A 25,177-nucleotide genomic window follows, 5' to 3' on the forward strand; every position below is an offset into this window, starting at 1 on the left:
ATCGGGCGGTGCCGTTCTCGTCCTTGCAGGCCCGCATCTCGCGTCTGCCCAGCCCCGGTCGCCGGCTCCAGCTGGGCGTCGCCGTAGCCGTCGTCACGACCCAGGCGCTCATCGCGATGACCGGGGCCATCGTCCGGGTCACCGGGTCCGGGCTCGGCTGCCCCACCTGGCCGGAGTGCTTCCCCGGCAGCATGGTGCCCGTCGAGCATCCCGAGTACGACACGCTCAACCAGTGGATCGAGTACGGCAACCGGTTGTTCACCGGCGTGGTCGGGATCATCGCCGGCGCGGCCATGATCCTCGCGATCCTGCACAAGCCGCGCGACCGGCGCTACCTCCGCCTCGGCATCGCGATGCCGGTCGGCGTCGTCGTCCAGGCCGTCCTCGGCGGCATCACCGTGCGCCTCGACCTGGTCTGGTGGAGCGTGGCGGTGCACCTGCTCGCCTCCACGGTGATGGTGTGGCTCGCCACCCTGTTCGTCCACTCCGTCCCCCGCGACGGCGTCCCGGCGACGCCGCCCGCCGTCAACAAGACGCTCGCCACGTGGCTGTCGGTGCAGACCGTCCTGCTCGTCGGCATCCTCGTCACCGGCACCATGGTCACCGGCGCCGGACCGCACGGCGGCGACCCGGCCACACCGAGGCTCGACATCCCGGTCGAGACGCTGGCCCACGTGCACGCCGCGTTCCTCTACACGTTCCTGGGCTCGCTCGTGCTGCTCGGGTTCCATCTCCGCGGCACCACCAACCCGCCGTGGCGGCGTTACCAGATCCTGCTGGCGGTCGTCCTCGCGCAGGGCACCATCGGGCTCGTCCAGTTCTGGACCGGAGTCCCGGAGATGCTGGTGTCCCTGCACGTGCTCGGCGCGATGTCGGTCATCGTCGCCACCGCGTCGCTGTGGTGCGGGGTTCGCGACCGGGACATCGCGACGCGTAAAGGCGACGCGGGGATTGTGGCGAAGGAGCCACAGACCACCTAACGTGGACGGGGAACCTACGGCTACGTAACCGTAGGTACGTTGACAGGCCGCGTCCCGGCCGAGATACGAGGTCTCCGAACCCATCACATCCACGCTCTCGCCGACGCGCGAAGAACCCCGCCCCGAACCAAAACCCCTGATCGGTCGCCGGCGCTCGCTGCCGGAGACGTACGTCGTGAAGCTCTTCATCCTCATCCCCTTCCTCGCCCTCGTCGCGGCCGTGCCGCTGGCCTGGGGGTGGGGCCTCGGCTGGGCCGACATCGGCCTCGCCACGGGCTTCTACCTCGTCTCCTCGCTCGGCGTGACCGTCGGCTACCACCGCTACTTCACGCACGGCTCCTTCAAGGCCAAGCGCCCGCTGCGGATCGCGCTGGCCCTCGCCGGCGGCCTGGCCTCCCAGGGCTCGGTCATCGCCTGGGTCGCCGACCACCGCCGCCACCACGCCTTCTCCGACCGTGAGGGCGACCCGCACTCCCCCTGGCTCTTCGGCACCTCCCCCGCCGCCATCGCCAAGGGTTTCTGGCACGCGCACATGGGTTGGCTCTTCGAGCGCGACCAGACCAACGCCGACCGTTTCGCCCCCGACCTCATCGCCGACCCCGACATCCGGCTCGCGGACAAGCTGTTCATCCCGCTGACCGTGGTCACGATCGCGCTCCCGGGCGTGCTCGGCGCGGTCATCACGTGGTCCTGGTGGGGCGGGCTCACCGCGCTCTTCTGGGCCGGGCTGGTCCGCATCGCGTTCCTGCACCACGTCACGTGGTCGGTCAACTCGATCTGCCACATGGTCGGCTCGCGGCCGTTCGAGAGCCGGGACAAGGCCGCCAACTTCTGGCCGCTCGCGATCCTGTCCATGGGTGAGTCCTGGCACAACTCCCACCACGCGGACCCGACGGGCGCCCGGCACGGCGTGCTGCGGGGCCAGCTCGACATCTCCGCGCGGGTCATCTGGATCTTCGAGAAGCTCGGCTGGGCCACCAACGTCCGGTGGCCGAATCCGGAACGGCTCGCCGCGAAGAGAGTCGCCGCCGCGGGATAGGGTCCGGGAAGGGCTCTGGATCAACGCGGAGACGACCTGGAGGACGACGTGGCTGACGCGGTAGTGGTTCGTGCCACCGGCGGACCGGAGGTGCTCGAGCCGGCCCAGGTCGAGCCACCGGTCCCCGGCACGGGTGAGGTGCTGGTGGACGTCGCCGCGGCAGGCGTCAACTACATCGACACCTACCACCGCCGCGGGATCTACCCGAAGGACCTGCCGTTCACGCCCGGCGTCGAAGGCGCCGGGGTGGTCTGCGCGGTCGGCCCGGACGTCACCGACATCGCCGTCGGTGACCACGTCGCCTGGGCCGACGCGGCAGGTTCCTACGCGCGGCGGGCCGTCGTGCCGGCGACCAAGGCGTTCACCGTCCCCGACGGCATCGACGACGAGACCGCCGCGGCGGCGATGCTGCAAGGCGTCACCGCGCACTACCTGGTCACGTCCACCTACCCGGTGAAGCCAGGCGACACCGTGCTCGTCCACGCCGCCGCGGGCGGGGTCGGCCTGCTGCTCGTGCAGGCCGCGAAGTCCCGCGGCGGCCGGGTGATCGGCACGGTGTCCACCGCGGCGAAGGAAGAGCTCGCCCGCGAGGCCGGCGCGGACGAGGTCATCCGCTACACCGAGACCGACTTCGCCGAGGAGGTCGCGCGCCTCACCGGCGGCGCGGGCGTCGCCGCGGTGTACGACGGGGTCGGCAAGGACACCTTCGACCGCAGCCTCGCCAGCCTCGCGCGGCGCGGCACGCTCGCCCTGTTCGGCGCGTCCAGCGGCGCGGTGCCGCCGGTCGACCCGCAGCGGCTCAACGCGGCCGGCTCGGTGTTCCTCACCCGGCCCACGCTCGCCCACCACATCGCGACGGCGGAGGAGTTCCGCTGGCGCTGCGACGAGCTGTTCGCCGCGATATCGGCCGGGCGGATCAACGTCCGCGTCGGCCACCGCTACCCGCTCGCCGACGCCCGCAAGGCCCACGAAGACCTCGAAGGCCGGCGGACCACCGGGAAGCTGCTGCTCATCCCGTGATCCACCGGCCCGAGGAAAGGTCGGCGCGGCCGGCTCAGGCCGGGGTCACCTGCACGGCGTCGACGACGAACACCAGGGTCTCGTTCTCCAGCTCGTTGCCGGACCCCGCGTACGCGAGCTCCGGCGGCGCCACGATCAGCCGCCGACCGCCCTGGCGCATGCCCACCAGGCCCTGGTTCCAGGCCTCGATCAGCCCGGAACCGACGGTGTCGATCGGCAGCGGCCCCTGACCCGACGGCGGGTAGGAGGTCTCGATCTCCTCGCCGCTCGACCACGCGGTCAGCGCGTAGTTGGCCTGCATCGCCGCGCCCTCCACGGCCTCCGGCCCGGTGCCCGGCGCCAGGTCCGCGACGATCAGCTTGGTGGGCGCCGAGCAGTTGTCCGGCAACGTGATCTCCGGGTGCTGGTCCGCGGCACCGGTCACCGTGATGTCCTCGGCCGTGCACTCGACCGCGGTGTTCACCCCCGAGTTCGCGGGCGGCTCGCTCGACTCCTCCGGCGGCGCCTCCTCCGGCGCGCTCGGCGGCGGGAAGCTGACGGTGTCACCGGGCGGCTCGCTCGAGCGCTGCTCGCCGCTGACGCACCCACCGAGGGTCAACGCACCCATCACGGTTGCCACCACGACAAGGACCTTGCTCACGTTGCGCATGGTTCGCCAGCTTAAAGGGCGCGCTTCGGGGCCGAACGGCAGCTATCGGTAATCGTTGCGGTCACTCGTTTCGCCTATATCTCCTACCCGGCCTCGGCGGTAGAGTTGCTCTCCGCGCTCGATCAAATACGCAGAGCATTCGTCCGATCGGGCGCCCGCCAAGGAGGTGAAGCTGTTGTCCGCGGATGCCAAGGGCCTCCGCAAGAACCCGATTCAAGAGATCTTCTGGACTAGAACCGGCCTCCTACTCCTGATCTTGTTGGTGACATCGGGGGTGGCGATGATCGCCACCAGCGGCATGGCCCCCGGTGCCGGCAAGAACCTGCTCACCGCGGTCGCCACCGGCACCCTGGTCTCGGCCATCGTCGGCTTCGGCCAGACGCTCATCACCGCGACCGCGACCCAGCGGGCCATGCTCACGCCACTCATCGACGAGAGCCGCCAGGCGCTGCGCGACCTGTCCGCCGAGTACCGCTCGATGAACCGCGAGTTCTTCCCCACTCACGTGTTCGAGCCCACCGCCGAGCCCGACCCCGCCTTCAACAAGCTGATGATGCAGGACCTGCAGCGGACCAGGCAGTACCTGTTCCGCGGGTTCTCCGGGCGGCACGCGGCGGCGCGGCTGCTGCTGTCCAAGGCGGAGTGGGAGTTCCGTGCCGTGGTCGCCGACCCGCGCAACCTGAGCGGGATCAGCGGGCGGACAAGGTACCTGATCCGGCACTCGGCGGCGGATGTCGACTACGACACCATCCACGCCCGGTTGCACGAGGAGATCCGCATCGGGCTCGTAGGCCTCTACCTCGCACGCAGCCGGTGCACCCGGATGGAGGTCACGGTGATCTCCGACCCGCCGATCGACCGGCTGGAGATCTTCGACGACAGCGTCTGGGTGACGCTCTACAGCGACGCTCGAGCCACCACCGAGTTCCCGCGCACGCTGCGCTTCTCGGAAGGCTCGTTCATCTACAACATGGAGCGCGCCGAGTTCGGTCGCATCTCCGCGTCGCCGCACGCCCATCACCTGGTCATCAAGCCGGACACCACGCGCGAGGACTTCATCAAGCAGTTCCAGAAGATCACCGGCACACCGCTGACCGAGGAGCAGTTCCTCGAGCTGAACGCCGAGTTCTACAACTTCCTCCGGGAGTTTTCCGTCACCGCCGAGTTGGGGAGCTGATATCTCGTGCCCATCCGGGTTTCCGTCCTGGGCGAGCTGGCCGAGCAGCTGAGAGCGGCCGAGCTCGACCTGTCCCAGCGCTGGGACGGCGTGGACAAGTGGTTCGACGCCTGGGCGGCGCAGCCGGGCCTGCGGACCAACCTGCGACACCACCTGCTCGAGTTACCCACCGAGCAGGCGGCCGCGATGACCGCGCGGTCCCGCGAGACGACCACCCACTTCGCCTGGTGCCTGCGCGACCGGCCGGACGAGCCGTTCACGTTCTGGCTGCACGAGTACAAGGAGCAGCGGGACTGGCGGGCCGGCTACGCCGACTCGGTGCACAACCACCGCTACCACTTCTGCACGACGATCCTGCGCGGCGGCTACCTGCACGAACGGTATGCCGCCACGATCAACCCCGGCACCGAGATGGTCGGGTCGGCCGAGCTGGTGGCGAGCACGCCGTGCCCGGTCGGCGCGACCGGCTTCCTGCTCGCGTCCGACTTCCACCGCATCCCCCGGGCCGCCGAGGGCACGATGACGTTCCTCGTGAAGTCGCGCGAGGTGACGCCTTGGAGCCTGTCCTACGACCCCGGCACCCACGAGAGCCACCGGCACGTGCCGGTGGAGACCCGGCTGAAGCACCTGGCCAGCCGCCTCTGAGTCCGCCGCTGAGTCATCGCGTCCGCCGCGCGCGGCGTCTACCATGTTTCCCCGAGCAGCCGGCCGGTGGCCGGCTGTGGGGAGGCAGGATGCATACCGAGGACGCCGGGTTGGTCGACTCGGCGGTGAACACTGTCGCGCCCGCCGTGCCGGCGGCCGCGCTGGCGGTCGTCGACGCGCTGGTGCGCCAGCTGTGCTCCCGCCACGCCGGACGGCTGCCGTTCCACGGCTGGCACCACGTCAGCTTCGTGCGGGCCAAGGCCGTGCGGTTCGCCGGGGCCAACGGGGCCGAGGTCAGCGTGGTCGAGACCGCCGCGCTCGTGCACGACGTCAACTACCTCGTGCGCCGCAACTCCCCCGCGGCCGCGGGCGGCGAGCTGCGGATGGACGTGCTCGCCCGTGCCGGCGTCCCGGCGCCGACCGCCCGGCGGATCGACGAGATCGTCAACGAGGCCGAGATGGCCAACCGCGGCCCGGACATCTCCCTGGAGGCGCAGGCGCTGTCCGACGCCGACACGCTGTTCAAGGCGCTGCCGATGACCCCGGTGATGCTGTCGCACCGCTACCTCGCGGAGAACGGCATCACGCTGCGCGAGCTGGCCGACAAGATCGTCGGCGAGCAGCAGGACGTGCACGACGGCGGCTACTACTTCTACAACCCGGACGCGGCCGCCGCCTACTCCCGCTGGGCGGCCACCAACCTCATGCTGTGGCAGCACATCCGCGAGTCGCTGGACGACCACGACGTCGCCGAGCTGCTCGACGCCGTGACCTCCCTGGGGATCATCGGTGTGCCTCCCGCACGACCCACTCGGTCCCGTCCCGGTCGCTGAACGCCAGGAACGTGTTCCATGGCCCAGCTCATGCCAGCGGGGCTCCTTCGGTGAGCAGCGCGGCGAGCCGGTCGAAGCCCTCGCCGACGCCGCGAGCCATGCCGGACTCCAGGACCGCGTCGCGGATCTCCTTGGTGGGAAAGCGAACCGTGTTGGTGAGCGTGGTGCCGCCGACGTGCTCGACGAGCACGATGCTGGCGATCGACTCGTGCGCCGCCCGCGCCTCGCAGTCCACATTGGACTCCGTCGTGACGAGCCGCTCGGGCGGCGCGATCTCCAGGTACGTGCCGCGCAGGGTCATCTCGGCGCCGGCCGGGCCGCGCATCAGGTAGTGCCAGGCGCCGCCCGGCCGCAGGTCGATCTCGCAGACCGCGAGCCGCCAGCCGTGCGGCCCGAACCAGCGCTTCAGCAGCTCCGGCCTGGTGTGGGCGTCGAAGACCAGCTTGCGCGGCGCGGCGAACTCCTTGACGAGGACGATCTCCCGGTCGGTCGGGGTGGCGAGCCTCATCGCTCCTCCCGCAGCTCGTCGAGCAGGCCCTCGAGGCGCTCGTAGCTCTCGGCCCAGAACCGGCGGTACCCGACGAGCCACTCGGTGGCGTCCCGGAGCGGCTGGGCCTCCAGCCGGCACGGCCGCCGCTGGGCGTCCCGGCCGCGGGAGACGAGCCCGGCCCGTTCGAGGACCTTGAGGTGCTTGGAGATGGCCGGCTGCGTCATGGCGAACGGCTCCGCCAGCTCCTTGACCGAGGCGTCTCCCCTGGCCAGCCGGGCGAGGATGGCCCGCCTGGTCGGATCCGCGAGAGCGGCGAACGTCGCGTCCAACCGGTCGAGTGCCGCGGTCATCCATCACCTCCAGGTTCAATAACCAAACGCTACCGCCCCACACCCCCGCCCCGCCCCCTGTCGCAACCATGTCGCCCCCTGGCGCAGCCATGTCGACCCGCGGCGTCGCCGTGTCGACCCGCGGCGCAGCCATGTCGCCCCCTGGCTATGGCGTGTCGACCGGTGGCGGTGCCAACGCGACCGACCCTCCGCGATGCCGCGCGCCACGCGACGCCGCACCAAGTCGGCTCAGCGACGCACGAAGACGACACGGCCGCGCCGCCGGACGACACGGCGACGTGAGAGGACGACACGGCCGCGCCGCGGGACGACACAGCGACGTGAGAGGACGACACGGTCGCGGGTCGCGGGGGGCGGGTGGGGGTGGGTTAGGGGAGGCCTATGACGGGGAGGCTCAGGGCGGAGTCGACGGCGAGTGCCACGAACACCAGGGTCAGGTAGGTGTTCGACATGTGGAAGAGCTTCATCGGCCTGCCCGGCTCGCCCCGGCGCACCGCGGCGTACAGCCGGTGGGCGACGACCAGGAACCACCCGCCGGTGAGCACCGCGAAGCCCGTGTACACCCAGCCGGTGGCGGGCACGAGTAGCAACGTCCACAGGACCATCACCCACGAGTAGGTGACGATCTGGCGGACGACCCGGTCCGGCGTCGTGACGACCGGGAGCATCGGCACGCCGGCGCGCGCGTAGTCGTCGCGGAACTTCATCGCCAAGGCCCAGAAGTGTGGCGGCGTCCAGAAGAAGATGACGCCGAACATGACGAGTGCGGGCCACCCCACGGAGCCGGTGACGGCCGACCAGCCGATGACCACCGGCATGCAGCCGGCCGCCCCGCCCCACACGATGTTCTGCGCGGTCCGCCTCTTCAGAACCATTGTGTACACGAGTACGTAGAAGAGGATGGCGCCTACGGCCATCGACGCGGCGAGCAGGTTGGTGGTCGGCCAGAGCCAGGCGAAGGACAGGACCCCGAGGGTCACGCCGAAGATCAACGCGTTACGAGTGGGGACCTGATGACGAGGAAGCGGCCGCGCACTGGTGCGCTTCATCACGGCGTCGATGTCGGCGTCGGCCACGCAGTTGAGCGCGTTGGCCGAGCCGGCGGCCATCGTGCCGCCGAACAGCGTAGCGAACACCAGCCACGGCGACGGGATGCCGCGGGCGGCCAGCATCATGGCCGGCACCGTGGTGACCAGCAGCAGCTCGATGATCCGCGGCTTGGTCAGCGCGATGTAAGCCAGCAGCACGTCCTTGCGGCGACGCGTGCCACGAGCGGCATCGAGGGCAGCGCTCACCGGCGGCATTCAGCTCCCCATGGTCAGTTCGGCAACGGTTCGGATCCTAGCTCCGTGACCGTGACCGGCCGGGATCGGGTGCCTTCGTTAGTCTTGGCCCTGACGAGGTACTACGAGGGAAGACACGCGCGTCGCGCCAGGTCGAGGGGGCTGACACGCGGGCCGCTCGTACGTTCACACAGTCGAGTAAATGGGAGCTTTGGTCCGTGTCCATCAGCAGTGACGAACTCGCCCGTTTGACCACCCCGAACACCCCGGACGACTGGACGGATCTCGACAAACGTGCCGTCGACACCATCCGGGTCCTCGCCGCCGACGCGGTGCAGGAGGCGGGCAACGGCCACCCGGGCACCGCCATGAGCCTCGCGCCGACGGCGTACGCGCTCTACCAGCGCGTCATGCGGCACGACCCGAACGACCCGGACTGGATCGGCCGGGACCGCTTCGTACTCTCCGCCGGCCACTCGAGCCTCACCCTCTACCTGCAGCTCTTCCTCTCCGGCTACGGCTTGGAGATCGACGACATCGCCGCGCTGCGCACGTGGGGCTCCAAGACCCCCGGCCACCCCGAGCACGGGCACACCGCGGGCGTCGAGATCACCACCGGCCCGCTCGGCCAGGGCATCGCCTCCTCGGTCGGCATGGCCATGGCCGCCCGCCGCGAGCGCGGCCTGTTCGACCCGGACGCCGCGCCCGGCGAGAGCGTCTTCGACCACGTCATCTACGTGATCGGCTCCGACGGCGACATCGAGGAGGGCGTCTCCTCCGAGGCCTCCTCGCTCGCCGGCCGCCAGGAGCTCGGCAACCTCGTGGTGATCTACGACGACAACCAGATCTCCATCGAGGACGACACCAACATCGCGCTGTCCGAGGACACCGCCAAGCGCTACGAGGCCTACGGCTGGCACGTCCAGGTCATCGACGGCGGCGAGGACGTCACCGCGATCCTGGCCGCCGTCGAGGCCGCCAAGGCCGAGACCGGCAGGCCGTCGTTCATCGTGCTGCGCACGGTCATCGGCTACCCGGCGCCCACCAAGATGAACACCGGCAAGGCGCACGGCGCGGCGCTGGGCGAGGGCGAGGTCGCCGAGGTCAAGAAGATCCTCGGCTTCGACCCCGCGCAGAAGTTCGTCGTCGAGCCCGAGGTGCTCGCGCACACCCGGATGGTCGCCGAGCGCGGCAAGCAGACCCGCGCCGAGTGGGAGGTCGCGTTCGACTCCTGGGCCAGGGCCAACCCGGAGCGCAAGGAGCTGCTCGACCGGGCCACCGCCTACCGGCTGCCGGACGGCTGGACCGACAGCCTCCCCAGCTGGGACCCCGACGAGAAGGGTCTGGCCACCCGCAAGGCGTCCGGCCAGGTGCTGACCGCGCTGGCCGACGTGCTGCCCGAGCTGTGGGGTGGCTCCGCGGACCTCGCGGAGAGCAACAACACCACGATGAAGGGCGCCGACTCGTTCGGCCCCACCGAGGCGTCCACAAAGGAGTGGAACGCCAACCCGTACGGCCGCACGCTGCACTTCGGCGTCCGCGAGCACGCGATGGGCTCCATCCTCAACGGCATCGTGCTGCACGGCCCCACCCGCCCGTACGGCGCCACGTTCCTCGTGTTCAGCGACTACATGCGCCCGCCGGTGCGGCTGGCCGCGCTGCAGAACCTGCCCACCACCTACGTCTGGACGCACGACTCGATCGGCCTCGGCGAGGACGGCCCCACCCACCAGCCGATCGAGCAGCTCGCCGCGCTGCGGGCCATCCCCGGCCTGGTGATGCTCCGGCCCGGCGACGCCAACGAGACGGCGGCCGCTTGGCGGGCGATCCTCGAGCAGTCGTCCCAGCCCGTCGGCCTCGCGCTCACGCGGCAGAACCTGCCGGTGCTCGACGGCACCAAGGAGCTGGCCGCCGAAGGCGTCAAGAAGGGCGGCTACGTGCTTGCCAGGGAGTCGGCGGCCAGCGGCGGGGTACCCGCCGTGGTGCTCATCGCCACAGGCTCCGAGCTGCAGCTGGCGGTGGCGGCACGGAAGATCCTCGAGGCCGACGGCGTTGGAACAAGTGTGGTCTCGATGCCGTCCGTGGAGTGGTTCGACGCGCAGGACGAGGCCTACCGCGACGCGGTGATCCCACCGGCCGCGCGGGCCAGGGTCGCGGTCGAGGCCGGCGTCGCGCAGCCGTGGCACCGGTTCGTCGGCGACGCGGGCGAGGTCGTCTCCATCGAGCACTTCGGTGCCTCGGCCGACCACAAGACCTTGTTCCGCGAGTTCGGGTTCACAACCGAGGCGGTCGTGGCCGCGGCTCGCCGCTCACTACAGCGATTGGAGGGGCAGGCATGACCGACAAGCTCGCTCAGCTGTCCGAAGCCGGGGTTTCCATCTGGCTCGACGATGTCTCCCGGCGCCGGCTCGACACCGGCAACCTGGCGGAGCTGATCCGTGCCAAGCACGTGGTCGGCGTCACCAGCAACCCGACGATCTTCGCGAAGGCGCTGGCCGACGCGTCGGACTACGACGATCAGGTACGCGAGCTCGCCGCGCGCGGCGCGTCACTGGACGCCGCTGTCCGCGAGATCACCACCACCGACATCCGCACCGCGTGCGACCTGTTCCGCGACGTGTGGCAGGCCACCGGCGGCATCGACGGCCGGGTGTCCATCGAGGTCGACCCGCGGCTGGCGAACGACACGGACAAGACGGTCGCCGAGGCGCTGGACCTGTGGAAGACCGTGGACCGGCCGAACCTGTACGTGAAGATCCCGGCCACCGAGGCGGGGCTGCCGGCGATCACCCGCACGCTCGCCGAGGGCGTCAGCGTCAACGTCACGCTGATCTTCTCGGTGCAGCGCTACCGCGAGGTGATGGACGCGTTCCTCGCCGGCCTGGAGCAGGCCAAGGCCAACGGGCACGACATCGCCAAGCTCACCTCGGTCGCCTCGTTCTTCGTGTCCCGTGTGGACACCGAGGTGGACAAGCGGCTCGACGCGATCGGCTCGGACGAGGCCAAGGCGCTGCGCGGCAAGGCGGCCGTGGCCAACGCCCGGTTGGCCTACGCGGCCTTCGAGGAGGTGCTCGCGAGCGAGCGCTGGCAGGCGCTGGCCGCGGACGGGGCCACCCCGCAGCGTCCACTGTGGGCGTCCACCGGCGTGAAGAACCCGAACTACAAGGACACCCTGTACGTCGACGAGCTGGTCGTCGCCGACACGGTCAACACGATGCCGGAGAACACGCTGCACGCGGTTGCCGACCACGGGGACCTCCGCGGCGATACGGTGACCGGCACCAAGGCCCATGCTCAGCAGGTGTTCGACGAGCTGGCCGCGGTCGGCGTCGACATCGACGACGTGCACCTGGTGCTGGAGAACGAAGGCGTGGAGAAGTTCGAGAAGTCCTGGGAAGAGCTGCTCGAATCGGTCGACGGCCAACTCGAGGCCGCACACTCGACAGGGAGCTGACAAGGCAGATGACGGTGCCGGAGGAACGGCCGGAGAACGCGGCCGGGACGGTACAGGAGCGGCTGGTCGCCGAGGTGACCTCGCTGGTCGGACAACTGGTGGCGGACAAGGTCGCCTCGCGGCTCGCCGGCGGGGACGCCACGCTGTGGGGCCCGGAGGCCGAGCCCGAGGCGTCGGTCCGGCTGGCCTGGACGAAGCTGCACGAGACCTCGCGGCCACTGGTCGCCGAGATCGAGGCGCTGCGGGCCGAGCTGAACGCCGAGGGCGTCGACCGGGTCGTGCTGGCCGGCATGGGCGGCTCGTCGCTCGCGCCCGAGGTCATCACGAGCACCGCCGGCGTACCGCTGGTCGTGCTGGACACCACCGATCCCGGCCAGATCGCCGACGCGCTCGAGGGCGACCTGACCCGCACGGTGCTGGTGGTGTCGTCCAAGTCCGGGTCCACTGTGGAGACCGACAGCCACCGGCGGATCTTCGAGGAGGCGTTCACCGCGGAGGGGATCGACGCCGCGTCGCGCGTCGTCGTGGTCACCGACCCCGGCTCGCCGCTCGAGGCGGCGGCCACGGAAGCGGGCTACCGCAAGGTGTTCCTGGCCGATCCGCACGTCGGCGGGCGCTACTCGGCGCTCACCGCGTTCGGCCTCGTGCCGTCGGGCCTGGCGGGCGCCGACCTGCGCAAGCTGATCGACGACGCGGCGGACACCGCGGACGAGCTGGCCACCGACGTCGACGGCAACCCGGCGCTGCTGCTGGCCGCCGCGCTCGGCGCGGCACACACCCGCGGGGCGGAGAAGGCGGTGCTCGCCGACACCGGCTCCGGCATCACCGGCTTCGGCGAGTGGGCCGAACAGCTCATCGCCGAGTCCACCGGCAAGAACGGCACCGGCCTGCTGCCGGTGGTCGTCGAGAACGCGGAGAGCCCCGGGTTCGCCGACGCCAAGGAGGACGCCACCCCGGTCGCCATCGGCCCCAAGCCCGACGGCCTCATGCTGGCCACCGAGGGCACCCTCGGCGGGCTGATCCTGTTGTGGGAGACCGCTACCGCGATCGTCGGCAGGCTGCTCGCGATCAACCCGTTCGACCAGCCGGACGTCGAGGCGGCCAAGAAGGCGGCCAGGTCGCTGCTCGACGCGCCCGCCGAGGACGCCGCCGCGCCGACCTTTGTGGACGGTCCGGTCGAGGTGTTCGCCCAGGACGGCCTGCTGCCGGAGGGCACCGGCACGTTGACCGGGGCGCTGCGGGCGTTCCTCGCCACCACACCGGACTTCGGCTACGTCGCGGTCCAGGCCTACCTGGACCGGATCGCCGACGCGTCGGCGATCGTGCTGCGGGCCGAGCTGGCCCGGCGCACCGGCGTGCAGACCACGTTCGGCTGGGGACCGCGCTTCCTGCACTCCACCGGGCAGTACCACAAGGGCGGCCACCAGAACGGCGTGTTCCTGCAGATCACCGGCGCGGTCACGGACGACCTGGCGGTGCCGGGCCGGCCCTACACGCTCGGCACCCTGCAGCGGGCACAGGCGCTCGGCGACGGCCAGGTGCTGGCCGACCACGGCCGGCCGGTGCTGCGCCTGCACTTCACCGACCGGGCCGCCGGTCTCGCTCATCTGGTCGAAGCCGTTCAGGAGGTCGGGGTTTGACGCGCACCTGGCAGAACCCGCTGCGGGACGAGCGGGACAAGAGGCTGCCCGTCATCGCCGGGCCGTGCGGCCTGGTGATCTTCGGGGTCACCGGCGACCTGTCCCGCAAGAAGCTGATGCCGGCGATCTACGACCTGGCCAACCGCGGCCTGCTGCCGCCGGGCTTCTCGCTGGTCGGCTTCGCCCGGCGGGACTGGGCCGACGAGGACTTCGGCCAGGTCGTGCACGACGCGGTCAAGCAGCACGCAAGGACACCCTTCCGCCAGTCGGTCTGGGACCGGCTGGCCGAGGGGTGCCGGTTCGTGCAGGGCTCGTTCGACGACGACGCCGCGTTCGACAGGCTCGTCACCACGGTCCTCGACCTCGACCGCGTCCGCGGCACGGCCGGCAACCACGCGTTCTACCTGTCGATCCCGCCGGCCGCGTTCCCGTTGGTGATCAAGCAGCTGGCCCGCACGGGCCTCGCCGCGCCCGCGCCGGACCAGTGGCGCCGGGTGGTCATCGAGAAGCCTTTCGGCCACGACCTGGCCAGCGCCAAGCAGCTCAACAAGGTGGTCAACGAGATCTTCCCCGAGGAGTCGGTGTTCCGCATCGACCACTACCTCGGCAAGGAGACCGTGCAGAACATCCTGGCGCTGCGGTTCTCGAACCAGCTGTTCGAGCCGATCTGGAACGGCAACTACGTCGACCACGTGCAGATCACGATGGCCGAGGACATCGGCCTCGGCGGTCGCGCCGGCTACTACGACGGCATCGGCGCCGCCCGGGACGTCATCCAGAACCACCTGCTGCAGCTGCTCGCGCTCACCGCGATGGAGGAGCCGATCTCCTTCAACCCCAAGGCGGTGCGCGCGGAGAAGGCGAAGATCCTCGCCGCCACCAAGACGGTCGGCCCGTTCTCCGACACCACCGCGCGCGGCCAGTACACCGGCGGCTGGCAGGGTGGGCAGAAGGTGCCCGGCCTGCTGGAGGAGGACGGCTTCGCGAAGGACTCGACCACCGAGACCTTCGCGGCCATCGAGCTCGCGGTGGACACCCGCCGCTGGGCCGGGGTGCCGTTCTACCTGCGCACGGGCAAGCGGCTGGGCCGGCGGGTCACCGAGATCGCCGTGGTGTTCAAGCGCGCCCCGCACCTGCCGTTCGACGACACGTCCACCGAGGAGCTCGGCCAGAACGCCCTGGTGTTCCGGGTCCAGCCGGACGAGGGTGTGACCATGCGGTTCGGCTCGAAGGTCCCGGGCAGCACCATGGAGGTCCGGGACGTCAACATGGACTTCAGCTACGGCCACTCGTTCACCGAGTCCTCGCCGGAGGCCTACGAGCGGCTGATCCTGGACATGCTGCTCGGCGAGCCGTCGCTGTTCCCGATGAACGACGAGGTCGAGCGGTCCTGGGAGATCCTCGACCCGGTGATCAGGTCGTGGCACGCCAACGGCAAGCCCGAGTCCTACCGGGCCGGCACGTGGGGTCCCGACTCGGCCACGAAGATGCTCGCCCGTAGCGGCCGACACTGGAGGCGCCCGTGATCATCGACCTGCCCGCCACCACGACGTCGCAGGTGAACAGCAAGCTCGTGCACCTGCGGGAGCAAGGTGGGGTGAACACCATCGGCCGCGTGCTCACGCTGGTGATCGTCACCGACGACGGCGAGCGCACCGAGGAGGTCATCGACGCGGCCAACCACGCGAGCCGCGAGCACCCGTGCCGGGAGATCGTGGTCGCCCTGGGCGCGAAGAAGGCCGCGCCCCGGCTGGATGCGCAGATCCGGGTCGGCGGCGACGCCGGCGCGAGCGAGGTCGTGGTGCTGCGGCTCTACGGCGCGCTCGCCAACGAGGGCGCCTCGTGTGTGGTGCCGCTGCTGCTGCCGGACGCGCCGGTCGTGGCGTGGTGGCCGTTCGAGGCACCGGCCGTGCCGGCGAAGGACCCGATCGGCATGCTCGCGACGCGGCGGATCACCGACGCCGCGGCCTCGCGCAACCCGACCAAGGCACTCGAGGCCCGCGCAAAGTCCTATGTGGACGGCGACACGGACCTGGCGTGGACCCGGCTCACGCTCTGGCGGGCCGTGCTCGCCTCGGCGCTGGACCTGCCGCCGTACGAGCGGGTCACCGCGGCCACGGTCAGCGGCGAGGGCGACTCGCCGTCGGCGGACCTGCTCGCGGCGTGGCTCGCGGCCCGGCTGCGGCTACCGGTCCGGCGACTCAAGGCCCCGTCCGGCGAGGGCATCGTGACGGTGGAGCTGGAGCGCCGGTCCGGGACGGTGGAGCTGCACCGGCCGGACGGCACGGTCGGCGAGCTGACCCAGCCGGGCCAGCCGACCCGGCGGGTGGCGCTGCAGCGGCGGCCGGTGCGCGACTGCATCGCGGAGGAGCTGCGCCGGCTGGACGCGGACGAGATCTACGAGGCCGCGCTGAAGGCGCTCGGCAAGGTGGACCGGCGGGCCCGCTCGGCTGGCGCGCCCAAGGCGGCGGCTGCCAGTAAGACGCCGGCCGCGAAGTCCTCCGCCGCGAAGACTTCGAGCTCGAAGTCGCCGGCCAAGTCCTCGTCCGCGAAGGCTCCGGCGAAGGCAGCGGCGAAGGCGTCCTCGTGACCGCACCGCGGATCGTCGCGTACAGCAGCCCCGAGCTGCTGGCCGCGGCGACCGCGGCGCGGTTGGTCACCCGGCTGGTCGACGCGCAGGCCGCCCGGGGCACCGCCGCGGTGGTGCTCACCGGCGGCCGCACGGGCGTCGCGGTGCTGGAGCAGCTGCGCGCGGCGCCGGCCAGGGACGCCGTCGACTGGTCCCGGGTGGACGTCTACTGGGGCGACGAGCGGTTCCTGCCCGCCGGCGACCCCGACCGCAACGAGACCCAGGCCCGCGCGGCACTGCTGGACCACGTGCCGGTCGTGCCGGCCCGGGTGTTCGCGATGGCCCCGTTCGACGGCGTGTACGGCGACGACCCGGAGGCGGCGGCCGAGGCCTACGCCGCCCTGCTGTCGGCCGCGGCGCGCCCGGAGGACCACTACCCGGTGCCGGCCTTCGACGTCTGTCTGCTGGGCGTCGGCGAGGAGGGCCACACCGCGTCGATCTTCCCGGACTCCCCGGCCGTGTACGAGACGGAACGCTCGGTCGTGGCGGTGCGCGACTGCCCGAAAGCCCCGCCCGTCCGGATCTCGCTGACCCTGCCGGCCATCCGCCGCTCGGCCGAGGTCTGGCTGATGACGACCGGCGAGTGCAAAGCCGCCGCGGTGGCGATGGCCCTGGGCGGCGCCGGCGAGATCGCGCTGCCGGCCGCGGGCGCCCGCGGGCAGCGCCGGACCCTGTGGCTGCTGGACAAGGCCGCGGCGGCGAAGGCCTCCGCCATGCCCTCTCCCCCGCAGGCCTGACTCCCGCCCGGCATCCGCGCCCCGATGCCCTGAACGCGTCGCCCGCGACGTCGAATGCCCTGAACGACGCGTTCAGGGCATTCGGCGACCCGGATCGGGCGCTGAGCTGACCGGCCTATCAAGGCTCGCCGGTTCGGCGGACCGTCGCGTCCGAATGACGCAAACCGGCAACTGGTGATTTGCTCCAGCACAGTTATCTGTAATGAAACGTCCTGATCGGACGATATCTCTGTCTTCATTGGTGCGGAGCAAAACTCCGGAGGGAGGCCGAAACATGTCGCCACGGCAACAGCATCAGCCTGCCAGAGCGCGCCACAGCGCGCTCGCCGGGCCGGTGCTGCCGCGACAACGCGCTGGTACCCGCGAGCCGCCCATGCGATCCGCACCGGCGGAGGACACCGCAACAGAGACAGGAGGTAGCGCCCTGGTCGCCTCGACGCTCATTCCCATTGCCGACGAGTTCCGGCTCATTCCCCGGCCGCGATTGACCAGTCGCGCCTTACCGCGCTGGGTCACCGCGTTCCGGGCGAGCCGGCGGGCCAAGGGCATCGCCTCGGACGTGTTCGCGGTGGTGCTCGCCGTGTTGGACGTCTGGCTGGTGATCCCGGAGGACGCACCGGGCTACTCGCTGTGGCTCTCCGGGGCCGCGGTCGCCGCCATGGTGATGCGCCGCCACGTCCCGTTCCTGGCGGTGCTCGTCACCGTGCCGGGGTTCCTCACCGGCTGGTCGCAGCTCGCCGCGATGGTGGCGCTCGGCACGCTCGCCAAACGCCGCGGCTGGAGCTGGCAGCTCGTCGTCAGCTCGATCCTGGTGTTCTCCTGCTACTTCATCATCTGGCCGCTGTCCGAGTTCGTCGCGATGACCTGGCGCGAGCACGCGCTGGACGTCATCTGGGGCGTCATCGTGGCCGGTATGCCGATCGCCATCGGCATGCTCTTCACCGCCCGGCAGGAGCTCTCCGCCCGCATCACCGAGCTGGCCAACAGCCGGGAGCGGGAGAAGGCGCTCTACACCGAGACGGTGCGGGCGGCCGAGCGGACCAAGCTCGCGCGCGAGATGCACGACGTGGTGTCCCATCAGGTCACGCTCATCGCCATGCAGGCGGGTGCGCTGCAGGTGGCGACCAAGGACGACGCCGCGAAGGGCACCGCGATGACGATCCGCGAGCTGTCCACCCGCACCCTCGATGAGCTGCGCAACCTGGTCGGCGTGCTGCGTTCGGGCGACGAGGCCGACGGTGCCCAGCCGGGGCTGGACGAGCTGGGTGAGCTGGTGCGCAACTTCCGCAGCGACGCGGTGCCGGTGGCGCTGGACGTGAACGCCGAGCCGTCGCGGTTGCCCAGGTCGGTGTCGCACGCGGTGTACCGCACCGTGCAGGAGGCGCTGACCAACGTCCGCAAGCACGCGTCCGGGGCGCGCGCGTCGGTGAAGGTGGTGGCGCAGCAGGACACGCTGCTGGTCGAGGTGCGCAACGGCAGGGCGGGCCCGCCACAACCGGCGCTGCCCTCGGGTGGGCACGGGCTGATCGGTCTCCGGGAGCGAGCTGGGCTCCTCGGCGGCACGTTCCAGGCCGGCCCGACGTCCGAGGGCGGTTTCCGGGTGGCGGCCACGTACCCGCTGGCCGGGTGAGGCGAGAGCGACGGCGGTGACCCGACGGCGCTGGCAGGCCGGTCCTCCCCCTCTCCGGCCTGCCGGCACCCAAGGGGCACAGTGCCGGTGGGACCACCAGGGCTCACCGGCGGTGCCCCGGATGCCAAAGGCCGCCCGCGCGGACATCCCGCGGGCGGCCTTTGTGCGTGCGTTGCCGGTTCAGCCTTCGCGCTGCTTGCGCAGCTTGGCGAGCGCTTCGGCGAGGATGGCCTCGCCGTCGGCGTCCGAGCGACGCTCCTTCACGTACGCGAGGTGCGTCTTGTAGGGCTCGTTGCGCGGGGCCTTCGGCGGCTCCTGCTCGTCTCGGCCGCCGGGCAGCCCGCACCGTGGGCAGTCCCACGACTCCGGCTCCGCGGCGTCGAGCGCGAACGACGGGCGCGACTCATGCCCGTTGGCGCACCAGTAGGAAACCCTGCGGCGCGGGGCCGACTCCCCCCGCTCCGACTCACCCATGGGACCAGCGCCGACTCGAGTACCTCGAATCGCACTACCACCAGCCATCGACTTTCACACCCCCACAAGGTGTTGAAAAGCGGGAAAATGCCAGGTCAAGTAACGTGCGAAAGCACGAAAGAGGTCAGGCGACCTTGATGAGCAAGCCGAGCCCGATGACGCAGATGAGCCAGACGGCGCCGATGAACAGCGTCGCCCGGTCGAGGTTCTTCTCCGCGACGCTCGAACCGGCCAGGCTCGACTGCATACCGCCGCCGAACAGTGACGACAGGCCGCCGCCACGGCCACGGTGCAGCAGCACCAGCAGGATCAGCAGCAGGCTGGTGGCGATCAGACCAATCTGCAGGGCTAGAACCATGTCATCCTCGCTGTCGAGCCAGTGTCCGCGCGCCAGTCCGCTCAGCACGCGGTGAAGCCACAGGTTACCTGGTGGTCGGAGATCGTTACACGCTGCCCCCGAACATCAGAGGCAGATTGTTGCGCACGGGAACAAACTGGTCAATACTCAACGGCTAGCTGGTCGACCCTTCGGGACAAAGGGACTGCGTGGCCTCCACTGTCCATTGCGGACAGCCGGCACCGTTGTCGGAAGGGAGAACAGTTCTATGATCACGCGACGAACGTTTCTCGGGGGGCTGGCGGTCGCGACCGCCGGCGTTCCGCTCGCCGTGAACACCGTCCTCGCCGCGGACCGCGCGGGACGCGCCAGCATGTCCCTCACCCTGGTCAACGAGTCCGGCTCGCATGCCGGCGACCCGGTCTGGGCGTATGTCGTCGGCACGGACCTGGCCACCGGCCAGCAGTGCCACCTGTCGGCCGATGGCCGGCTCGTTGCGGTGTCGGAGGCCGACAACGGTCCGGACGGCTACACCGACTACGCGCTCCCGGTGGAGGGTGGCGGCACCACGCTGTCGCTGCCGCAGGGCATGTCGGGTCGGATCTATCTGGCGATTAGCGACAAACTGAAGTTCCGGGTCAATCCGGGCAACGCGCTCGCCTACCCCGCGGGCTGGGTGAGCGCCGACCCGAACTACCCGATCCTGCACGACTGCGCGGAGTTCACCTACGACGCGGCCGGCATGCACTGCGACACCACGATGGTCGACATGCTGTCGGTGCCGCTCGCGATCTCGCTGTCCGGCACGCAGCAGCAGACCACCGGGCGGCTGCGGGACGGCGGCCGGGCCGCGGTGTTCGCCGCGCTCGCCGCCCAGCAGGGCTTCGGCGGTCTGGTGCTGGCGGGCGGCCTGCGGGTGATCGCGCCGGGTCACGGGCTCGACGCGGGGCTGTTCGCGGCGGACTACTTCGCCGGGTACGTCGACGAGGTCTGGTCGCACTACCAGTCGAGCACGATGACCGTGACGGCCGGCGCGACCACGTTCACCGGGCAGGTCACCGGCTCGCAGTTCGTGTTCTCCGGCGGGGTGAAGCCGTTCGACAAGCCGTCGACCCGGGACGTGCTGTTCTGCGACGGCGCGCTCGCCGCACCCAACGACGGCGTCACCGGACCGGTGGCGGCGGCGCTGGGCGCGGGGTTCAACCGGAGCGTGCTGACCGACACCGGCGCGCAGCCGCTCGCCGACGCCGGCCAGTACTACCGGGACGGCGTCACCAACCACTACGCGCGGGTCATGCACGAGAACACCGTGGACGGTCAGGCGTACGGCTTCGCCTTCGACGACGTGTGCGAGCACGCCTCTTACATCGAGGACGGGGCCCCCACCTCGATGGCCGTCACCATCACCCCCTTCTAGCCCCGCGAGGGCTGGGGGTTACGGGAGGGGGCCGCCGGCGGCCAGGGCGCAGAGCTTGGTGAACTCCTCGACGTCCAGGCTCGCGCCGCCTACGAGGGCGCCGTCGATGTCCTCCTGCTTCACCAGCTCACCGATGTTGCCGGACTTCACCGAGCCGCCGTACAGGACCCGGACGTCGTCGGCGATCTCCTGGCCGTACTTCTCCGCGAGCTTGGCGCGCAGGGCCGCGCACACCTCCTGCGCGTCGGCGGGGGTGGCCACCCGGCCGGTGCCGATGGCCCACACCGGCTCGTACGCGAGCACGACCTTGGTGACCTGCTCGGTCTTGAGGCCCTTGAGCCCGGCGATGAGCTGCGCGGTGGTGTGCTCGACGTGCTCGCCCGCCTCGCGGACGTCCAACTGCTCACCCACGCATAGGATCGGCGACACGTCGTGCTTGAGCGCGGCCTTGACCTTGGCGTTGACCAGGTCGTCGGTCTCGGCGTGGTGCTCGCGGCGCTCGGAGTGCCCGACCGTCACGTAGCTGCAGCCGAGCTTGGCGAGCATCGGGCCGGACACCTCGCCGGTGTAGGCGCCCGAGTCGTACCGCGAGATGTCCTGCGCGCCGTAGCGGAGCTTGAGCCTGTCGCCGTTCACCAGCGTCTGGACGCTGCGGATGTCGGTGAAGGGAGGCAGCACCGCGACCTCGACCTTGGCGAAGTACTTCTCCGGCAACGAGAACGCGATCTTCTGCACCATGGCGATGGCCTCGAGGTGGTTGAGGTTCATCTTCCAGTTGCCGGCGATGAGCACCTGACGAGTCATGATCCCTCCAGGACCGCGATACCCGGAAGTTCCTTGCCCTCCAGGAACTCCAGCGACGCGCCGCCGCCGGTCGAGATGTGCGAGAAGCCGTCCTCGGGCAGGCCCAACGCGCGCACCGCGGCCGCCGAGTCGCCGCCGCCGACCACACTGTACGCGTCCGAGTCCACAATGGACCGCGCCACCGCCCGGGTGCCCTCGGCGAACGGCGCCAGCTCGAACACGCCCATCGGCCCGTTCCAGAACACCGTGCCCGCCCCGGCCAGCACCTCGCCGTACCGCTCGGCCGTGGTCGACCCGATGTCCAGGCCCATCCAACCCTCGCGCAGCCGCTCGGCGGGCACCGACTCGGTACTCGCGTCCGCGGCGAACTTGTCGGCGATCACGACGTCGGCCGGCAGCACGATCTTGTCGCCGGACTCCGCCAGCAGCCGCTTGCAGGTGTCGATCATGTCGGCCTCGAGCAGCGAGTCACCGACCCCGAGGCCCTCGGCGGCCATGAACGTGAAGCACATGCCGCCGCCGACGAGCAGCCGGTCGACCTTGGGCAGCAGCGACTCGATGACCGCGAGCTTGTCGGAGACCTTCGAACCACCGAGCACCACCACGTACGGCCGGTCCGGCGTGCCGGTCAGCCGCCGCAGCACCTCGAGCTCGGCCAGCACCAGGCCGCCCGCGTAGCCGGGCAGCGCCCGGGCCACGTCGAACACCGAGGCCTGCTTGCGGTGCACCACGCCGAACCCGTCGGACACGAACACCCCGGACTCGCCGACCAGTGCGGCAAGCTCGACGGCCAGCGCGGCCCGCTCGGCGTCGTCCTTGCTGGTCTCGCGCGCGTCGAACCGGACGTTCTCCAGCAGCGCCACACCACCGTCGGCCAGACCGTCCACAGTGGACCTGGCGGAGTCGCCGACGAGGTCGCCGGCGAGCGGCACGGCCGTGCCGAGCAGCTCACCGAGCCGCGCGGCGACCGGCTCGAGCGAGTACGTCGGGTCGGGTGCGCCCTTGGGCCGGCCCAGGTGCGCCGTGACCACCACGCGCGCGCCGGCCTCGGCCAGCCGCCGGATGGTGGGCAGCGACGCCCGGATCCGGCCGTCGTCGGTGATGCGGTCGACCCCGTCATCACTGCCGAGCGGGACGTTCAGGTCGGCGCGCACGAGCACCCGCCGACCCGAGACACCCTCGGCGAGCAGATCGTCGAGAGTCCGCACAGCTCAGAGCTTGGAGGCGACGAGCGCGGTCAGGTCGGCGAGCCGGTTCGAGTAGCCCCACTCGTTGTCGTACCAGCCGATGACCTTGACCTGGTTGCCGATGACCTTGGTGAGCGGCGCGTCGTAGATGCACGACGCCGGGTCGGTGACGATGTCGGTGGACACGATCGGCTCGTCGTTGTAGCGCAGGATGCCCTCGAGCGCGCCCTCGGCGGCCGCGCGGTAGGCGGCGTTGACCTCGTCGACGCTGGTGGCGCGGCCGACGGTGACCGTGAGGTCGGTGGCCGAGCCGGTGGGCACCGGGACGCGCAGCGCGAAGCCGTCGAGCTTGCCCTTGAGCTCCGGCAGCACCAGACCGATGGCCTTCGCGGCGCCGGTCGAGGTCGGCACGACGTTCAGCGCGGCGGCGCGGGCGCGGCGGAGGTCGGAGTGCGGGCCGTCCTGCAGGTTCTGGTCCGCGGTGTAGGCGTGGATCGTGGTCATCAGGCCCGTCTCGACGGTGAACTCGTCGTGCAGCACCTTGGCCAGCGGCGCCAGGCAGTTGGTGGTGCAGGAGGCGTTGGAGATGACCGTCTGCGAGCCGTCGTACAGACCCTCGTTGGCGCCCAGCACCACGGTGAGGTCCTCGCCCTTGGCCGGCGCGGAGATGATGACCTTCTTCGCGCCACCCTCGTCGACGTGCCGGCGGGCGTCGTCGGCCTTGGTGAAGAACCCGGTCGACTCGATGACGACGTCGACGTTCAGGTCCTTCCAGGGCAGCTTGCCCGGGTCCCGCTCGGCGAGCGCCTTGATGGTCTTGCCGTCGACCTCGATGCCGTCGTCGGTGGCCTTGACCTCGAACGGGAGGCGCCCGAGGATGCTGTCGTACTTCAACAGGTGGGCCATGGTGGCCACGTCGCCGAGGTCGTTGAAGGCCACGATCTCGATGTCGTGTTCACCGGCCTGCACCGCGCGCCAGAAGTTGCGGCCGATGCGACCGAAGCCGTTGACGCCTACTCGAACCGTCACCGTGCGTCTCCTCGTGCTCGTGTTGTAGGACCGCCCAGTCACCCTATCGCCCACCGCACACCTGGTCGCGGGTCATGGGAGCGACCTAACTGTATCGAATCAGAGCGACGGGTCCACGATGGGGTGCCCGGCCCGGGCCTGCGCATACCCCGACTTTCTCGGCGAACCCCGGGATTTTCCGGCGGCCGGCGTATCTGGGTGATCGGCCCCCGCTCTTGTCTTCATGTAGGGGGGCGCTGGGATAGGCGGTGGGGCGGGGGACGGCCCACCGCCGCGGGGGGTGCGGCACCCGGGGAGAAGAGGGTCCGCCTGACTGCGTGGGGGTCAGTCAGGCGGGCCCTTTCCTGTGGGTCCCTTCGGCTGCGCGTCGTTCCTCAGACCTCTGCTTCGAGCATCTCCGCGGTGACCGCCGACTCGGTGTCGGGCATGCCAAGCTCCTTCGCGCGTTTGTCGGCCATCGCGAGGAGGCGGCGGATGCGGCCGGCGACCGCGTCCTTGGTCATCGGGGGGTCGGACAGCTGGCCCAGCTCCTCCAGCGACGCCTGGCGGTTGGACAGGCGAAGCTTTCCCGCAGCCGAAAGGTGGTCCGGCGCGGTGTCGCCCAGGATTTCCATCGCCCGCTGAACCCGAGCGGCGGCGGCCACCGCGGCTCGCGCGGAGCGGCGCAGGTTCGCGTCGTCGAAGTTGGCCAGGCGGTTGGCCGTCGCGCGCACCTCGCGACGCATCCGGCGCTCCTCCCACGCCAGCACGCTCGAGTGCGCGCCCAGCCGGGTGAGCATCGCGCCGATGGCGTCGCCGTCGCGGACCACGACGCGGTCCGCACCACGCACCTCGCGCGACTTGGCCTGGATGCCCATCCGCCGCGCGGCGCCCACCAGCGCCAGCGCCGCCTCCGGGCCGGGACAGGTGATCTCCAGCGCGGACGAGCGGCCCGGCTCGGTGAGCGAGCCGTGCGCGAGGAACGCCCCGCGCCACGCCGCCTCCGCGTCGCACACTCCCCCGGACACGACCGGCGCCGGCAGCCCGCGCACCGGCCGGCCGCGCTGGTCGAGCAGACCCGTCTGCCTGGCCAGCCCGTCGCCGTCCTTGACCACCCGCACCACGTACCGGGTGCCCTTGCGCAGCCCTCCCGACGCCAGCACGTGCACGTCGGCGTTGTGCCCGTACAGGTCGTGGATCTCCTTGCGCAGCCGCCGCGCGGCCGCACCGGTGTCGAGCTCCGCCTCCACCACGACCCGCCCGCCGACGATGTGCAGCCCGCCCGCGAAACGCAGCAGCGACGACACCTCCGCACGCCGGCAACAGGTCTTCGACACCGCAAGCCTGCTCAGCTCGTCCTTCACCGCAGCGGTCATCGCCACGACGCCCCTCCT

General features: G+C 71.0%; 24 protein-coding genes. 14 read left to right on the forward strand and 10 right to left on the reverse strand.

The genetic code is table 11. From position 1 onward, the window contains the following. Positions 1 to 8: 8 nt before the first annotated feature. The 3 genes from GEV28_RS08595 (at position 9) to GEV28_RS08605 (ending at position 3,039) form a co-directional block, all read left to right on the forward strand. On the forward strand, positions 9 to 980 hold the full coding sequence (locus GEV28_RS08595) for a COX15/CtaA family protein (protein WP_291410427.1): 972 nt from the start codon (positions 9 to 11) through the stop codon (positions 978 to 980). A gap of 82 nt (positions 981 to 1,062) precedes the next feature. Beyond that, the gene (locus tag GEV28_RS08600) at positions 1,063 to 2,019 is read left to right on the forward strand and encodes an acyl-CoA desaturase (RefSeq protein ID WP_291410539.1); all 957 of its coding nucleotides are present in this window, start codon (positions 1,063 to 1,065) and stop codon (positions 2,017 to 2,019) included. A gap of 48 nt (positions 2,020 to 2,067) precedes the next feature. Continuing rightward, positions 2,068 to 3,039 carry a quinone oxidoreductase gene (locus tag GEV28_RS08605; protein WP_291410429.1) on the forward strand — a complete coding sequence of 324 codons (972 nt, stop codon included), beginning with the start codon at positions 2,068 to 2,070 and terminating at the stop codon, positions 3,037 to 3,039. A gap of 34 nt (positions 3,040 to 3,073) precedes the next feature. On the opposite strand, the gene GEV28_RS08610 is transcribed toward GEV28_RS08605, so the two are convergent. Then, entirely contained in the window at positions 3,074 to 3,679 is a 606-nt protein-coding gene (locus GEV28_RS08610; protein WP_291410431.1) for an FKBP-type peptidyl-prolyl cis-trans isomerase, read from the reverse strand. Positions 3,680 to 3,854: 175 nt separating this feature from the next. Between GEV28_RS08610 and GEV28_RS08615 the strand changes: the two genes are divergently transcribed. The 3 genes from GEV28_RS08615 to GEV28_RS08625 all read left to right on the forward strand — a co-directional run bounded on the left by GEV28_RS08615 (position 3,855) and on the right by GEV28_RS08625 (position 6,343). Next, positions 3,855 to 4,865 (forward strand): hypothetical protein, encoded by a 1,011-nt coding sequence (locus GEV28_RS08615; RefSeq protein ID WP_291410433.1) that lies wholly within the window; start codon positions 3,855 to 3,857, stop codon positions 4,863 to 4,865. A 6-nt stretch (positions 4,866 to 4,871) separates the two neighbouring features. Then, the gene (locus GEV28_RS08620; RefSeq protein ID WP_291410435.1) at positions 4,872 to 5,510 is read left to right on the forward strand and encodes a hypothetical protein; all 639 of its coding nucleotides are present in this window, start codon (positions 4,872 to 4,874) and stop codon (positions 5,508 to 5,510) included. An 89-nt stretch (positions 5,511 to 5,599) separates the two neighbouring features. Next, positions 5,600 to 6,343, forward strand: a complete 744-nt coding sequence (locus tag GEV28_RS08625) for an HD family phosphohydrolase (RefSeq protein ID WP_291410436.1) — start codon at positions 5,600 to 5,602, stop codon at positions 6,341 to 6,343. Between the two features lie 28 nt (positions 6,344 to 6,371). On the opposite strand, the gene GEV28_RS08630 is transcribed toward GEV28_RS08625, so the two are convergent. From GEV28_RS08630 to GEV28_RS08640, 3 genes are all read right to left on the reverse strand, one after another. After that, positions 6,372 to 6,851 carry an SRPBCC family protein gene (locus GEV28_RS08630; RefSeq protein ID WP_291410438.1) on the reverse strand — a complete coding sequence of 160 codons (480 nt, stop codon included), beginning with the start codon at positions 6,849 to 6,851 and terminating at the stop codon, positions 6,372 to 6,374. Continuing rightward, complete coding sequence (locus GEV28_RS08635; protein WP_291410439.1) at positions 6,848 to 7,183, reverse strand: helix-turn-helix transcriptional regulator; 336 nt, start codon at positions 7,181 to 7,183, stop codon at positions 6,848 to 6,850. Before GEV28_RS08635 ends, GEV28_RS08630 begins: the two co-directional genes overlap by 4 nt. A gap of 368 nt (positions 7,184 to 7,551) precedes the next feature. After that, positions 7,552 to 8,478 (reverse strand): heme o synthase, encoded by a 927-nt coding sequence (locus tag GEV28_RS08640; RefSeq protein ID WP_291410442.1) that lies wholly within the window; start codon positions 8,476 to 8,478, stop codon positions 7,552 to 7,554. Between the two features lie 206 nt (positions 8,479 to 8,684). Between GEV28_RS08640 and tkt the strand changes: the two genes are divergently transcribed. The 7 genes from tkt (at position 8,685) to GEV28_RS08675 (ending at position 18,556) form a co-directional block, all read left to right on the forward strand. Next, positions 8,685 to 10,805 (forward strand): transketolase, encoded by a 2,121-nt coding sequence (gene tkt / locus GEV28_RS08645; RefSeq protein WP_291410444.1) that lies wholly within the window; start codon positions 8,685 to 8,687, stop codon positions 10,803 to 10,805. Continuing rightward, positions 10,802 to 11,920, forward strand: coding sequence for a transaldolase (gene tal, locus GEV28_RS08650; protein WP_291410446.1), 1,119 nt, complete (start codon positions 10,802 to 10,804; stop codon positions 11,918 to 11,920). Before tkt ends, tal begins: the two co-directional genes overlap by 4 nt. A gap of 8 nt (positions 11,921 to 11,928) precedes the next feature. Continuing rightward, positions 11,929 to 13,560, forward strand: a complete 1,632-nt coding sequence (locus GEV28_RS08655) for a glucose-6-phosphate isomerase (RefSeq protein ID WP_291410448.1) — start codon at positions 11,929 to 11,931, stop codon at positions 13,558 to 13,560. After that, a complete protein-coding gene (zwf, locus tag GEV28_RS08660; RefSeq protein ID WP_291410449.1) occupies positions 13,557 to 15,086 on the forward strand; it encodes a glucose-6-phosphate dehydrogenase in 1,530 nt (509 codons plus the stop codon). Before GEV28_RS08655 ends, zwf begins: the two co-directional genes overlap by 4 nt. Beyond that, positions 15,083 to 16,150, forward strand: a complete 1,068-nt coding sequence (opcA, locus tag GEV28_RS08665) for a glucose-6-phosphate dehydrogenase assembly protein OpcA (protein ID WP_291410450.1) — start codon at positions 15,083 to 15,085, stop codon at positions 16,148 to 16,150. Before zwf ends, opcA begins: the two co-directional genes overlap by 4 nt. Next, entirely contained in the window at positions 16,147 to 16,926 is a 780-nt protein-coding gene (gene pgl, locus GEV28_RS08670) for a 6-phosphogluconolactonase (protein ID WP_291410452.1), read from the forward strand. Before opcA ends, pgl begins: the two co-directional genes overlap by 4 nt. Before the next feature lie 373 nt (positions 16,927 to 17,299). Then, positions 17,300 to 18,556 carry a histidine kinase gene (locus tag GEV28_RS08675; protein WP_291410454.1) on the forward strand — a complete coding sequence of 419 codons (1,257 nt, stop codon included), beginning with the start codon at positions 17,300 to 17,302 and terminating at the stop codon, positions 18,554 to 18,556. 180 nt (positions 18,557 to 18,736) lie between these two features. Here GEV28_RS08675 and GEV28_RS08680 read toward each other — a convergent pair whose 3' ends face one another. Next, positions 18,737 to 19,078: an RNA polymerase-binding protein RbpA gene (locus tag GEV28_RS08680; protein ID WP_291410456.1), complete on the reverse strand. Its 342-nt coding sequence runs from the start codon at positions 19,076 to 19,078 to the stop codon at positions 18,737 to 18,739. Between the two features lie 76 nt (positions 19,079 to 19,154). Further along, positions 19,155 to 19,388, reverse strand: a complete 234-nt coding sequence (gene secG / locus GEV28_RS08685) for a preprotein translocase subunit SecG (protein WP_291410541.1) — start codon at positions 19,386 to 19,388, stop codon at positions 19,155 to 19,157. A gap of 247 nt (positions 19,389 to 19,635) precedes the next feature. Here secG and GEV28_RS08690 point away from each other — a divergent pair, with 247 nt between their 5' ends. Further along, entirely contained in the window at positions 19,636 to 20,784 is a 1,149-nt protein-coding gene (locus GEV28_RS08690; protein ID WP_291410458.1) for a beta-1,3-glucanase family protein, read from the forward strand. An 18-nt stretch (positions 20,785 to 20,802) separates the two neighbouring features. On the opposite strand, the gene tpiA is transcribed toward GEV28_RS08690, so the two are convergent. From tpiA to whiA, 4 genes are all read right to left on the reverse strand, one after another. Next, positions 20,803 to 21,588 (reverse strand): triose-phosphate isomerase, encoded by a 786-nt coding sequence (tpiA, locus tag GEV28_RS08695; protein ID WP_291410460.1) that lies wholly within the window; start codon positions 21,586 to 21,588, stop codon positions 20,803 to 20,805. Further along, positions 21,585 to 22,796, reverse strand: a complete 1,212-nt coding sequence (gene pgk / locus GEV28_RS08700) for a phosphoglycerate kinase (RefSeq protein ID WP_291410463.1) — start codon at positions 22,794 to 22,796, stop codon at positions 21,585 to 21,587. Before pgk ends, tpiA begins: the two co-directional genes overlap by 4 nt. A 3-nt stretch (positions 22,797 to 22,799) precedes the next feature. Next, complete coding sequence (gene gap / locus GEV28_RS08705) at positions 22,800 to 23,804, reverse strand: type I glyceraldehyde-3-phosphate dehydrogenase (protein WP_291410465.1); 1,005 nt, start codon at positions 23,802 to 23,804, stop codon at positions 22,800 to 22,802. 374 nt (positions 23,805 to 24,178) lie between these two features. Beyond that, the gene (gene whiA, locus GEV28_RS08710; RefSeq protein ID WP_291410467.1) at positions 24,179 to 25,165 is read right to left on the reverse strand and encodes a DNA-binding protein WhiA; all 987 of its coding nucleotides are present in this window, start codon (positions 25,163 to 25,165) and stop codon (positions 24,179 to 24,181) included. Positions 25,166 to 25,177: the final 12 nt, after the last annotated feature.

It is taken from the genome of Actinophytocola sp., assembly GCF_009379765.1.
In the GTDB taxonomy this organism is placed as follows: Bacteria; Actinomycetota; Actinomycetes; order Mycobacteriales; family Pseudonocardiaceae; genus Actinophytocola.

Excerpts from the sequence above, each read along its gene's own strand:
- GEV28_RS08625 (WP_291410436.1), top strand. The coding sequence starts at position 5,600 with ATGCATACCGAGGACGCCGGGTTGGTCGACTCGGCGGTGAACACTGTC.
- GEV28_RS08690 (WP_291410458.1), top strand. The coding sequence starts at position 19,636 with ATGATCACGCGACGAACGTTTCTCGGGGGGCTGGCGGTCGCGACCGCC.
- GEV28_RS08630 (WP_291410438.1), bottom strand. The coding sequence starts at position 6,851 with ATGAGGCTCGCCACCCCGACCGACCGGGAGATCGTCCTCGTCAAGGAG.
- GEV28_RS08680 (WP_291410456.1), bottom strand. The coding sequence starts at position 19,078 with ATGGCTGGTGGTAGTGCGATTCGAGGTACTCGAGTCGGCGCTGGTCCC.
- GEV28_RS08635 (WP_291410439.1), bottom strand. The coding sequence starts at position 7,183 with ATGACCGCGGCACTCGACCGGTTGGACGCGACGTTCGCCGCTCTCGCG.
- tal (WP_291410446.1), top strand. The coding sequence starts at position 10,802 with ATGACCGACAAGCTCGCTCAGCTGTCCGAAGCCGGGGTTTCCATCTGG.
- tpiA (WP_291410460.1), bottom strand. The coding sequence starts at position 21,588 with ATGACTCGTCAGGTGCTCATCGCCGGCAACTGGAAGATGAACCTCAAC.
- GEV28_RS08675 (WP_291410454.1), top strand. The coding sequence starts at position 17,300 with ATGCGATCCGCACCGGCGGAGGACACCGCAACAGAGACAGGAGGTAGC.
- secG (WP_291410541.1), bottom strand. The coding sequence starts at position 19,388 with ATGGTTCTAGCCCTGCAGATTGGTCTGATCGCCACCAGCCTGCTGCTG.
- GEV28_RS08655 (WP_291410448.1), top strand. The coding sequence starts at position 11,929 with ATGACGGTGCCGGAGGAACGGCCGGAGAACGCGGCCGGGACGGTACAG.